9 protein-coding genes are annotated in these 12,891 nt (G+C 59.1%); 8 read left to right on the top strand and 1 reads right to left on the bottom strand.

Annotated features, from left to right (window positions below; all coding sequences use genetic code 11):
- The first annotated feature begins 30 nt into the window (after positions 1-30).
- The 3 genes from G7Y41_RS09885 (at position 31) to G7Y41_RS09875 (ending at position 4,385) form a co-directional block, all read left to right on the top strand.
- Positions 31-1,389 carry a xylulokinase gene (locus G7Y41_RS09885; RefSeq protein ID WP_165315518.1) on the top strand — a complete coding sequence of 453 codons (1,359 nt, stop codon included), beginning with the start codon at positions 31-33 and terminating at the stop codon, positions 1,387-1,389.
- Positions 1,390-1,586: 197 nt separating this feature from the next.
- Entirely contained in the window at positions 1,587-2,891 is a 1,305-nt protein-coding gene (locus G7Y41_RS09880) for an MFS transporter (protein ID WP_165315519.1), read from the top strand.
- A 36-nt stretch (positions 2,892-2,927) separates the two neighbouring features.
- Positions 2,928-4,385 (top strand): MFS transporter, encoded by a 1,458-nt coding sequence (locus G7Y41_RS09875; RefSeq protein ID WP_165315520.1) that lies wholly within the window; start codon positions 2,928-2,930, stop codon positions 4,383-4,385.
- 46 nt (positions 4,386-4,431) lie between these two features.
- Here the strand turns inward: G7Y41_RS09875 and G7Y41_RS09870 are convergent, their stop codons facing one another.
- Complete coding sequence (locus G7Y41_RS09870) at positions 4,432-5,463, bottom strand: LacI family DNA-binding transcriptional regulator (protein WP_165315521.1); 1,032 nt, start codon at positions 5,461-5,463, stop codon at positions 4,432-4,434.
- 210 nt (positions 5,464-5,673) lie between these two features.
- On the opposite strand from G7Y41_RS09870, the gene G7Y41_RS09865 reads away from it, so the two are divergent.
- From G7Y41_RS09865 to G7Y41_RS09845, 5 genes are all read left to right on the top strand, one after another.
- Entirely contained in the window at positions 5,674-6,975 is a 1,302-nt protein-coding gene (locus G7Y41_RS09865; protein ID WP_165216890.1) for an ABC transporter substrate-binding protein, read from the top strand.
- A gap of 8 nt (positions 6,976-6,983) precedes the next feature.
- Positions 6,984-7,982, top strand: a complete 999-nt coding sequence (locus tag G7Y41_RS09860; RefSeq protein ID WP_165315522.1) for a carbohydrate ABC transporter permease — start codon at positions 6,984-6,986, stop codon at positions 7,980-7,982.
- A complete protein-coding gene (locus G7Y41_RS09855; protein ID WP_165216888.1) occupies positions 7,979-8,857 on the top strand; it encodes a carbohydrate ABC transporter permease in 879 nt (292 codons plus the stop codon). The genes G7Y41_RS09860 and G7Y41_RS09855 overlap by 4 nt, the downstream gene beginning before the upstream one ends.
- A complete protein-coding gene (locus G7Y41_RS09850) occupies positions 8,854-10,413 on the top strand; it encodes a glycoside hydrolase family 43 protein (RefSeq protein ID WP_165315523.1) in 1,560 nt (519 codons plus the stop codon). The genes G7Y41_RS09855 and G7Y41_RS09850 overlap by 4 nt, the downstream gene beginning before the upstream one ends.
- Positions 10,414-10,504: 91 nt before the next feature.
- A complete protein-coding gene (locus G7Y41_RS09845) occupies positions 10,505-12,832 on the top strand; it encodes a glycoside hydrolase family 3 N-terminal domain-containing protein (RefSeq protein WP_165315524.1) in 2,328 nt (775 codons plus the stop codon).
- The last annotated feature ends 59 nt before the right edge of the window (positions 12,833-12,891 follow it).

The following is a 12,891-nucleotide window of genomic DNA, read 5'->3' as shown; positions in this document are numbered from 1 at the left end:
GTTCCCCTACAGTGAACTAACGGAGCCATCATGACCGCTCAACGCCCCTATGTTGCGGGAGTCGACACGTCGACACAGTCCTGCAAAGTCGTCATTTACAACCCAGAAAACGGCCGGATCGTCCGCCAGGGGAAAGCCTCACACCCCGACGGCACCGAGGTTGACCCCGCCGCCTGGTGGGATGCCTTCCTTGAGGCACTTGAACAGGCTGGTGGCCTCGATGATGTTGCCGCGCTGTCTGTCGGTGGTCAGCAGCATGGAATGGTCTGCCTCGACGCCGAGGGCCAGGTCATCCGCCCGGCACTGCTATGGAATGACACGCGCTCAGCCGCAGCCGCCCGCGACCTCATCAAAGAACGCGGAACCGACGGCCTCGACACCGCCGGATCTGAGGGAGCCGCCTGGTGGGCCGAAGCGACCGGATCCGTTCCCGTTGCCTCCCTGACCGTGACGAAACTGCGTTGGCTGGCCGATAACGAACCCGACAACGCTGCCCGCATCGCCGCGATCTGCCTTCCCCACGACTACCTCACGTGGCGGATCATGGGCTCACCGTCCCTCAACGCCCTCGCCACGGACCGTTCCGACGCTTCAGGCACCGGCTACATGGCGCGTGAGACCCCAACGTATCGTCGCGATATCCTCGCCGCCGCCCTGCGCATTGACGAGGACGAGGCCGAACGCATCATCCTGCCCACGATCGCCGGCCCGTGGGACGTTGTTGGTCGTGGCGACCCCGAGCGCGGCTGGGGTGACATTGTGCTGGGACCGGGAGCTGGAGACAACGCCGCATCGGCCCTCGGCGTGGATTTGGAACCCGGTTCGGCACTGCTGTCGCTGGGAACCTCCGGAGTTGTCGCAGCGGTATCCGCAACTTCCGTGTCTGACCCGTCGGGCCTGGTCACCGGATTCTCTGATGCGTCCGGAAACTGGCTGCCGCTGGCGTGCACACTCAACGCTTCCCGCATTATTGACGCGATGATGGCTGTCACGGGTCTGAACTATCAGGAGTTCGACGAATACGCGCTCGCTGTGGAGGACGCCGGTGGCCTCGAACTCGTTCCCTATTTCGAGGGTGAACGCACGCCGAACTTGCCCGACGCCACCGCTGAGCTGCGGGGCATGACGCTGGCGAACTCCGATCGTGAGCACGTGGCCCGCGCAACCGTTGAGGGGTTGCTCAGCCTCATGCGTTACGCACTCGACGCTGTTCGGGCGCTGGGTGTTCCGCTGAACAGGGTGCTTATGGTTGGCGGCGGCGCAAAGTCGGTTGCCGTGCAGAAACTTGCGGCACAGAGATTGGCCGCTGAGGTTGAGATGCCAGAGCCCGGCGAATACGTTGCGCTGGGAGCTGCGAAACAGGCCGCGAAGGTTCTGGCGAACGCCTGATCTCCTGTCGGATCGCTGGATGTCGCCGGCGGGTGCGTGTTCTCATGAGCCTTAAAGCAGGCACATACTCGATGCGGTGATAGTCCTCAGTGACTGAGGCCGGGGCGGCTCACTGTTCACAGTGGGTGAGCCTCGGCCTTGGTGCGCATTCGCCATCTCATGATCGCCGTCCCATCCCACACGACTCAATCAAAGGCATGCATGTGAATGACCGTATCCGTCATGCGCGTATGGCAGTGTTCGTCCTCTTCCTGACGAACGGCGCACTCTTTGCCAATCTCGTTCCCCGCTACCCGGAAATCAAAGACATTTTCGAGCTGTCTGATTCCCTCTACGGCATGACAATTGCGACTTTCCCTCTGGGTGCCCTCATCGTTGGGCCTCTGGCCGGTGCGATCATGCGCCGCCTCGGCTCCGCACGCACCGCCGCCTGGGGAACCATTGGGGTCGGGATTTCCCTCACCGGTGTTGGCCTCCTCGCAGGGCTGCGTCTCCTCACTCAGGATGGGGCCTCCCCGGGTTTTGTCCCACTCCTCCTTCAGGCGCTTTTCATGGCTGTTCTCTTCACCGCCGGTGGGCTCGACGCGATCACCGATGTCGGACAGAATGGCCACGGCCTTCGTGTGCAGAGGGTCTTAGGGCGTCCAATCATCAACTCTTTCCACGCCGGTTGGTCGATCGGCGCCGTCATTGGTGGTTTCATGGGGACAACGGCAACGGCCGCACACATTCCCCTGTGGCTTCACCTGATCGTCGCCTCCACACTGTTTGTCATCATTGCCCAGGTGGCGTTGAGATTCTGCCTTCCCGGCGCGGATCCTCTGCCCGGCCAACGGGATCCGGTGAGTGAATGGAGCGCCGCCTCGTCCTCGTCCCCCATTGACCTCAGAGAAGACGCACCTGACCTGCGGATCCGCACGGCGCAGGTTTCCCCCGTCACCGTTGTTACCGCGCTGACGCTGCTGGCAATTGCCGGAATGCTTGTCGAGGACGCCGCCCAAACCTGGACAACGCTCTATATGCGCGACTACCTCATGATCACGGGTGGTCTTGCCGGATCTGCATACGTTCTCGCTCTCGCTGCGCAAACAATTGGCCGATTCAGCGCGGACTGGCAGATGCAGATCTTCGGCCCGAGGCGCACGCTGATCTATGGTGGGCTTCTCATCACCCTCGGTATGGGGATTGCCGTTGCCGTGCCGACCGTCTGGACAACGATCATCGGTATGTGCCTGGCTGGTTTCGGCTGCGCGTCGACCGTTCCGATTGCGATGAATGCCGCCGATGACATTCCCGGGATGAAACCCGGTGTTGGTCTGACGATCGTTTCGTGGTTGGGCAGGCTTGCCTTCCTGGGGGCACCACCGCTTGTCGGCATCATCGTCGAACACACGTCGCTGCTGTCCGCGATGGTTGTTGTGCCGATTGCGGGTCTGTTGACCTTGGTGTCGGCGCAGATTATCCGCGGGAGCCGTGGTCCGCGGGTCTCGAAAGACCAATAGCTCAATCAAGCCATTTGGACGGATGGGAGGTGCCTTGTGAGTTCCAATCGGGGAATCGGAGTGTATCGGACACTGCTGACCACCCCTCACGTGCTGCGATTCCTGCTGGGCGGAGTAATCATCCAATTCCCCTTCGGAATGATCGGCATGGCGCTGCTGATTGGTGTGCGCGACGGGTATCACTCGTACACGGCAGCGGGGATTGCCTCGGCTGTCATGTCGATAGCCGGCGCGTTCGTTGGACCCCACGTTGGGCGTCTCATTGACCGGTGGGGTCAGCAGCGAGTAAGCCTCATCGTCGGTGCCTTCTGGGTACTGTCCATGTGCGCGCTCGCGGTGGTGCTGTGGGTGCAGCCTCCGTATTGGGTGCTCATGGTAGTTGTCATCATGCTGGGCGTCACTGTGCCGGGTGGTTCGATTATTCGCTCACGCTGGCGTCTGGTGTTGCGCGAACAGCCGTCGCGGATGTCGTCTGCGCTGTCCCTGACCTCTGTGCTTGAGGAATGCATGTGGGTGCTCTCAACTCCGATTGCCACGGTTCTGGCGACGGTGGTGTCACCGATTGCTGCGCTGGTGTTTGCTGTGGCAACAGTGTTCCTCGGGCTCTACCTGTTATTTTCCGTTCGGGTCTACGAGCCTGCTCCCCTGATGAGCCGGCACGTATCTGGGAACGAGGACGAGCCCGCTCAACAACCCGGCATGGAAGCGGTGGAGCAATCACAGGACGCCATCGCTGATGAGCGGACGAATGATGTGTCGGAGCAATCCGAATTCGGTGTGGGTGAATCGTCGCACGTGGCACCATCGGCTCCCACTGAGAGGCCTGTGGTCGCGGCGGATTTGACTGAGAATACTGCGACCGCGGCGCACAATTCCCCCTCGGGTCCTCGCGAGTCTCAGCGACTCTGGACCGTCACTTTTGTCACTCTGCTTCTGATCCTCGTGTTCTACGGGGCATTTCAGACAACGACGGGTGTGGCCATTGTTGCCTTCTCAAAGGAACGGAATGTGCAGGCCTGGGCGGGAGCTGTCACGGCGTGTTTTTCAGGCGGTTCAATGATCGGGGCGATGCTCTACGGGATGCGTGACTGGAAGAGTCCGCTGTGGATTCGCTTCTACTCGGGTCTGGGTGTCCTTGCGCTCAGTTGCAGTGCATTGATTTTCGTTGACTCAATGCTCACCGCCGGGATCATCATGCTCATCGCCGGGCTTTTCCAGGCACCAACCGTGGTGAACATCAATCAGATTCTGCTGAGAATCGTCCCATCATCGCGCTTTACAGAGGGAATGTCATTCCTCGGTTCGATGTGGGTTGTCGGCATCTCCCTATCGAACTTCGTTGCCGGTCAGGCTATTGACCGCCTGGGATCTGCCGGTGGATTCGCAACGATCATCGGCTTCGCGCTGGCCGCACTGGTTCTCGCGGTGGTGTCGATGCCCTCGGTACGACGTTCCTTGGGTTCAGAGGCGCAACCCACGACGCCGGATTCATGACGCTGAGAAAATCCCCGGTGCGGCGCTGGGTGCCGATGCCGCTGCTTCACCGCAGCTGCGCTGTCGAATCACGCAGAATCAGCTGAGTGGTCAGTTGAATCGGACTGCTCGTCGCTTCGGACTGATCACTGTTGAGGGTGAGGAGATGGCGAACTGCGCGCGCTCCCATTTCCAGGAGTGGTTGATGAACAGTTGTCAGCCCAGGAGTGGCCCACTGCGCGAGGTCGGTGTCATCGAAGCCAATAACTGACAGATCCTCTGGGACTCTCAGGCCCAGTTCGCGTGCGGCTTCGTACACGCCCAGAGCCGTGACATCGTTACAGGCGAAGATCGCACTTGGTCGAATCTTCGGTGGCAGAGTCATCAGATGTGTGGCGACCGTGCGTCCGTTGTCGTAGGAGTATTCGTTACCGCCGACAAGACGCAGATCTATCTCGATGTTGTTCATCCGAAGTGCGGACTGATATCCCTCGTATCGTTCATTTGAGGGAACAGAGTCCGGTGGACCCTTGATGAAACCGATTCTGCGATGTCCACAATCGACGAGGTGCTGCGTTGCTGCAACGGCGCCGTTCCAGTTTGTTGCACCGATCGACGTTGTTCCCGTCGGGGAGGGAAGTGCCGGGTCAATCGACACGTGGTGGAGTCCTGACTGGCGGAAAGTTTCAGCGATCTCCTCGGTGATTCGAGAGGTCAATGTGATGACACCTGCAAAACCCATCGCGGCGATGCGTGAGATCCACGTGTCAGACAGGGGAGTGTTGGTTGGAGCCGTTAATTCATCAGCTTGGCCGTGAGCGAGCGTGATGGTTGCACCGCCTCGTTGGGCTTCGGTGGTTGCACCCTTGAGAACTTTCAACGTGTAGGTCGTGTAGAGGTCATCTGCAACGAAGGCGATCATCGGGGAGCCCTGGTTTCTCGGTGACGTTGATCGTCTGTAGCCAAGGCGAGCGCAGGCATCAAGCACCCGTTTTCGCGTGGACTGTGAGACGTCTGCGCGCTCGTTCAGCGCTTTAGAAACAGCGGATTTTGAGACGCCCGCTTCACGGGCGACATCGTCAAGTGTCACTTTGTTCATTCTCTGGGTGCCTCGCGCCATCATGACCTCCTGAACCCATTTTACGAAATAGTTTCGGAATTGCCAAAGCGCTCAAAGGGTTATGAAATCGTAATAAAGCTCTGACTTGACGGATTAAATTATCCGTCTAAACTAATTCTGTGTGAAACTGGTTCGCGAAAGGTTTCGATCAAAGATGATTGAAGCGGCCAGGAAATGGAGGTTTCACAGATGAAACAGCGTTCACGAATTCTTGGAGCCACAGCGACCCTCATGGTTGCTGCGCTGGCCCTCGGAGCCTGCGCGGGTGGAGGCGACTCCGCGAATAAGGCAGATGCCGATGGCAACGTCACGATGACCCTGTGGCACAACTCGACAACGGGCGACGGAAAGGCTTTCTGGGAGGGAGCCGCAGCCGCCTACCACGAGCAGAACCCGAAGGTGACGATCAAAATCCAAGCTATCCAGAACGAAGAGATGGATGGCAAGCTCCAGAACGCATTTAATGCCGATGACGCTCCAGACATCTTCTTTGCGCGTGGCGGCGCCAAGCTCAAGGACGTCGTTGACGCTGGTCAGGCAATGGATCTGACCGATCTCATCACCGATGAGACGAAGAAGGCGATTAACGAGGGCGCATTTGATGCTCTCTCGGTCGACGGCAAGGTCTATGGAATGCCGATGTCGGTTCTTCCCGGCGGCATCTTCTACTCGGCTGACCTTTTCCAACAGGCCGGAATCACCGAGGCCCCCAAGACAATGGAAGACCTGAACGCAGCCATCGACAAGCTCAAGGCCGCTGGTATTCAGCCGATCGCACTCGGTGCGAAGGACGCATGGCCCGCCGCGCACTGGTACTACTTCTTCGCTCTTCGCGAATGCTCTGAAGACGTCCTCGCAAAATCAGCGCTCGAAGGTGACTTTACGAATGAATGCTGGCTCAAGGCCGGCAAAGACCTGGAGGAATTCGCCGCGGCTGAACCCTTTAACGACGGGTTCCTTACCACCTCGGCTCAGCAGGGAGCAGGATCCTCCGCCGGTCTCGTGGCCAACCACAAGGCAGCGATGGAACTCATGGGTGGCTGGAACGTCGGCGTCATCGGTGACCTGACACCGGATAAGCAACCGCTCGCTGACCTGCGCTGGTTCCCCTTCCCCGCAGTTGACGGCGGCAAGGGTGACCCGACCGCAATGATGGGTGGCGTTGACGGATTCGGATGCTCGAAGAACGCTCCCAAGGAATGCGCGGACTTCCTCAACTTTGTTGTCAACGCTGATAACCAGCGTAAGTACGCGGATGCTTTTGAGACGATCCCCGCAAACAAGGATGCTCAGGACGTCATCACCAGCGATGCTCTCAAGGACATCCTGCCCGCTTACGAAGCGGCATCCTCCGTCTCCACATGGCTCGACACCCTGCTCGGCCAGAATGTGGGTAACGCGCTGAACGTTGCGGTTGTCGACATGCTTGCCGGCAAGAGCGATGCAGAGGGCATCCTTAAGGCCGTGCAGTCCGCAGCGGATAAGGGGTGACCGCACCAATGTCAGCTCTCCCCGTGCTCAACGGGGGATCCAAGGCTGCGGGAGGGGCGCGTTCCTCCCGCAGCCGCGGCCGCAAGACGAAAGAGCCGTCAATGATCGGCAGGCGTGAACGCCTTGAGATCGCGGTTCTTTCGGGGCCCGCGATCCTCATGTTCCTTGCTTTCGTCATCTTCCCGGTGATTATGGCCGCCTACTATGGCTTCTTCAAATGGAAGGGCTATGGCGTTCCCACGGACTTCGTCGGTCTGAAAAACTACGTGACTATCCTGACGGACCCGGAATTCCATGCGGTCTTGGGGCACAACGCCATCATCCTCGTGGCATCTCTGCTCCTTCAGGGTCCGATTGCTCTGCTTCTTGCGCTGCTGCTGAACAAGAAGATGCGCGGACAGTCAGTGATCCGTGTCCTGATCTTCATTCCCTACGTCATCTCTGAGGTCATCGCGGGAACGGCGTGGTCGCTGCTTCTGCAAACCCAAGGTGGTGTCAACCGACTTCTCCAGGACATCGGTCTTGGAAACCTGGCGAACGACTGGATTTCCAATCCGAAGATCGCTATGTGGACCCTCATGGGGATCCTCACGTGGAAGTACGTGGGATTCGCCGTGATCATTTTCCTTGCGGGAATGCAGGGAATTCCAACGGAACTCATGGAGGCCGCGCGCGTCGATGGAGCGTCCTACTGGCAAATTCAACGCCGCATCACCATCCCCTTGCTCGGTCCGACGATCCGCATGTGGGCGTTCCTGTCGATCATTGGCTCGCTCCAGCTCTTCGACCTCGTTTACATCATCTGGGGTCAGTACGTTGCCTCAACTGCGGGGACCTCGACAATGGCGACCTACATGGTTGTCAATGGCCGCCTCGCTGGAAACTTTGGTTACGGTAACGCCGTTGCTGTTGTTGTCTTCATCATCTCGCTGATTATTGCGCTGCTGTACCAGCGCTTCGTTCTGCGTCGTGACACCGAAGGCGCGTTGACAGGAGGGACGAGATGACAACCGCACGTCTGTCTCAACGCAAAGGCCGCCTCGCAAAAAGGCGTGAAGCACAAAAACTTCAGTGGGGGAATCCCGGAATCTACTTCGTTGCTGCGGTAACAATCATTGCGATTCTTGCTCCCGTTGCCTACGTGATCATCGGAGGATTCCGTACTAACTCGCAGATCACCGAAAACCCGGCGGGCTTACCCAATCCGTGGGTTATTGAAAACTACACGACGGTGATCACCTCGTCGGTGTTCTGGGGTCAGATCCTCAATTCCATCATCGTTGCCGTCGCCACAACCCTCGGCGTCGTCATCCTGGGAATGATGGCTTCCTTCGTCATCGCCCGCTACCCCTTCAGGGGACGCGGTGCCATGTACTCGCTATTTGCAGCGGGACTGATGTTCCCGATGACCGTCGCCATTACACCGCTGTACATTCTCATCAAGTCACTGGGGCTGACGAACAATCTCCTCGGTGTTATTCTCCCGGGGATCGCATTCGCACTTCCAACAACGGTCATCATCCTCGTTCCGTTCCTGCGGACCATTCCTAAGGAACTCGAAGAGGCAGCCGCGCTTGATGGGTGTAGTCGCCTCGGGTTCTTCTGGAAGATCGTTCTGCCACTCTCAGCTCCGGGTGTCATTACCACGGGAATTCTTGCATTCATCGGATCGTGGAACTCCTACATGCTTCCGCTATTCGTTCTCTCCGATGACAAACTCTTCACCCTCCCGCTGGGTGTTCAGGCATTTGCATCCCAATACTCGGTAGACACCGCACAAGTCCTGGCATTTACGTCGCTGTCAATGATTCCCGCGTTGATCTTCTTCAGCCTCTTCGAGCGTCGCATCGTTGGTGGACTTACAGGAGCCGTGAAGGGATGACCGTGCGTAACCCACTGTTACCGGGGATGTATCCGGATCCCTCCGTGTGTCAGGTCGGTGACGTCACCTACCTGGTGAATTCAACATTCACGTGGCTTCCCGGGCTTCCCATTCATGCCAGCCGCGACCTGGAGTCGTGGGAACTCGTTGGCCATGCGCTCGTTGACGAGGCCACGCTCGATTTCGCCTCGGCGAAAGACTCCGAAGGGATTTTCGCGCCGACACTGCGCCACATCGGGGGCCGCTTCGTCTTGGTGTGCACAATGGTGACGGGACCGATATCGCGGTCCTTCATCATGACTGCACCGGAAGCATCCGGCCCGTGGTCAACTCCGAAGATCCTCGACGGGGCCGGCGGGATCGACCCCGACGTGTTCGAGGACGCGGACGGCACCGTCTGGTGGACGGGTACGCGTCTTGCACACACTCCCCTGTGGGAACAGCAAACGGAAATTTGGACTCGACCGGTCGACCTCGATAATGCCGTATTCACGGGTCCGGAAACCGTTATTTGGCACGGAGCCGTTGAAGGTGCCGTCTGGTCTGAAGGGCCCCACCTCTATCGCGTGGGGGACTGGTATTACCTGCTCACCGCTGAAGGCGGAACAGCTGAAGAACATTCGGTGAGTATCGCGCGTTCACGCGAAGTCACGGGTCCGTGGCACGGATGCAAACGGAACCCGATTTTCACTCATCGCAACCTTGGGCGGCATTCAGAGGTCCACAACGTCGGACACGCAGATCTGTTCTGCCGTCCCGATGGGTCGTGGTGGGCAGTGATGCTGGGAGTTCGCCTCAGGGACAATCGCCATCTTCTTGGCCGAGAAACATTCCTCTGCCCGGTGACATGGGAAGATGGCTGGCCTGTTTTCGCCCCTGGCGTTGGGCACCTCCCGGAATTCATTGACACAACTGCGGGTCTTCCGGGGGAAACACGCTCCCTGACCTCAGCCTCCGCCGGTGTGATCCGACAGGAGCGCCCCGGCATCATCACGGACACCGATATCGCTGAGTTCCGTGCGTCCGCTTTACGTCCAGCGGGCCGTGATTGGTACGAGGACGAGGCCGCCACGTTCCGTGGCGTGAGGGTGGCGTCCTGGGACGCGTCGATATCAATCGCATGGGAAGCACTCACACAGGGCAACATCACGGCACTGGGAATGATCCAGGACAGTGACAACTGGATCCGTCTTCGACTCGGAGATGAGCCGAATGAAGTGCTGGTAGAACTTCACCGTGCGGGACAAATGGAACGCGTGAGCCTTGGACAGCAGCTGCGAGGCATGGGAGATCACGCAACCCGGAGCGAGGAAGGCGCGGCCTCGTCCTCGTCAATGGGGACAGCGGAGAAACACCGACTCTGGATTCGCCTCAATGACCTGGGGATCCTCGTTGGCGTCGGCGAAAAAGACGGCGACGGGCACTCCTATTCGGTCGATGCGGCGTGGCTGTCAACCGAAGAAGCAGGCGGTTTTACCGGTTGCCTCGTGGGAACATGGGGTGGGGAACAGACCCCAGCTGGAGCTGGCACGATTCGACTCTCGGGAGTCAACTGACGGCCAATCCCCCACGCAATCATGACCGACGTGGATATCTCAACGATCAGGCCTCATCAGCGGCCAATAGACAACAATCAGTGGTGAAGCAATGAAACTTTGGAACGACCCGGCACTCAGTGACGAGGAGCGCGTTGATGCGCTGATGGCACAGATGAGCGACGAGGAGAAAATCCATCAGCTTGGCTCCTATTGGCTACGCCAAGAAGACGAGGATGTCCCCGCGCCGGAGCCAACGCAGGATGACCACGAGGTCGCTCCGATGGAGAACGCGTTTAAGGCCGAGAGCCTGACGTGGGAAGAGGCAACAACTCACGGACTGGGGCACCTGACGCGAGTGTGGGGGACCGATCCCTTGGAGGTGAGTGAAGGGGCCGAAAAGCTCAAAACCCTTCAGGAGGATGTGCGGTCAAAGAACGCCTTTGGTATCCCCGCCCTCGTCCACGAGGAATGCCTCACGGGATTCACCGCGTACCGTGCGACGGTCTACCCGGCAGCAATCGCGTGGGGAGCAACGTGGAATCCCCAGGTCATCGAGCAGATGGCGCAACGCATCGGTGAAGACCTTGCCGCTGTGGGTGTCCACCAGGGGTTGTCTCCGCTGCTTGACGTTGTTCGCGACTACCGCTGGGGGCGCGTCGAAGAGACCTGCGGTGAAGACCCCTACCTTGTTGGCTCCATCGGAACGGCCTACGTCAAAGGGCTCCAAAGCACCGGAGTTGATGCCACACTCAAGCATTTCGTTGGATACCCGGCGTCGCGGGGTGGACGCAATCATGCTCCCGTTTCAATGGGACCACGCGAACTCGAAGACGTCATGCTGCCTCCCTTTGAGATGGCGGTGCGCGAGGGCGGAGTTGAGTCCGTGATGAACTCGTACTCCGATATTGACGGTGTTCCCGCGATGGCTTCACGGCACTTGCTCACGGAAGTTCTTCGCCAGCGCTGGGGCTTTTCGGGTGTCACCGTGTCGGACTACTGGTCAATTCGCTTCCTCGAAAAGATGCATCGGGTTGCCGCCAATCCCATCGAGGCCGGCGCCCTCGCCCTCAACGCAGGGATGGATGTCGAACTGCCCGAAACAACGTGCTACCACTACCTTGTGGACGCTGTGAAACAGGGACGTGTGAAGCAGGAAACCATCGACGCGGCGGTGCGTCGCGTGCTCCTCCAGAAGGTACGCCACGGACTCCTTGATGAGGACTGGCAGCCACAGGTCGACGACACCCGCGACTTGGATTCGGCAGGTAACCGTGCGACAGCACGAACAGTGGCGGATGAATCCATTGTTCTCCTTGCAAATAACGGCACTCTTCCCTTGGCACGCGAACAAAAAGTCGCCGTTATCGGTCCGGTGTGGACCGAAGTTCGGTCGTTCATGGGATGCTACGCCTTCCCCAACCACGTGCTCTCTCGTGGAGAAGACAAGGGCACCGGTTTAGAGATCCGGACACTCCCCGAAGCTCTGGGTGAGATTGTCGAGGACGTCTCCTTCGTTCGGGGCACAGGATTCATGAACGGGACCGACGATGAACTCCGCGAGGCAGTGGAAGCGGCGCGCAACGCAGACACCGTCGTGATGACTCTGGGTGATATTGCTGGAATGTTCGGCGAAGGAACCTCCGGTGAAGGCTGTGACGTTGCGAGCCTCGATTTGCCGGGACGTCAAGGTGAGTTGCTTGAAGCAGTTCTTGACACCGGAACCTCCGTCGTCCTCGTCCTCGTGACCGGCCGACCCTATGCGATCGGGCAGTACGCGGATCGCTGTGCGGCAGTCGTCCAGGCGTTTATGCCCGGCGTGGAAGGTGCAGACGCAATCGCTGGAGTTCTTTCCGGGGACGTCAATCCCTCGGGTCGCCTACCGATTTCTATTCCTCACTCCCCGGGAGGACAGCCGGGGACGTATCTCGCACCCCCGCTTGCCTGGGAATCCGAGGGGATCTCGAATATCGACCCTCGTCCGAAGTTCCCCTTCGGACACGGACTGTCCTACACCACAGTTGAATACACCGATGCGCAGGTGTCGGCGTCGCAGATCGCACGTGATGGTACGGTGAGCTACTCCGTCACCGTGCGTAACACCGGTGACCGAGCCGGATCGGAAGTTGTTCAGCTCTACGCAGCAGACCCCGTTGGCGAAGTTGTTCGCCCGCTGAAGTCCCTTATCGGGTTCACCAAAATTCACCTGAATCCCGGGCAGGAAGCCCGAGTGACTTTCGATGTTCACGCTGATCGTTTCTCCTTTACCGGTGTTGACATGCAGCGCATTGTCGAGGGCGGAATCATTGAACTATCGGCTGGACGGTCCAGTGAAGATCGTGTGGAAGCGATTGCCGTTGAGATCGAAGCCGGACGGCGAATCGTTGGGGAAGGTCGCGTTCTGACAACTCCCGTTCACGTTGACATCCGCCAACGGTGATCCCTGCAAATAGGATGGCGTGAACCGCAGCTACGACGGTTGATGTGCGGTGAATGAAA

Origin of the sequence: Schaalia sp. ZJ405 (genome assembly GCF_011038885.2) — a bacterium.
In the GTDB taxonomy this organism is placed as follows: Bacteria; Actinomycetota; Actinomycetes; order Actinomycetales; family Actinomycetaceae; genus Pauljensenia.
This window is presented reverse-complemented; position numbering and strand designations above follow the sequence as displayed.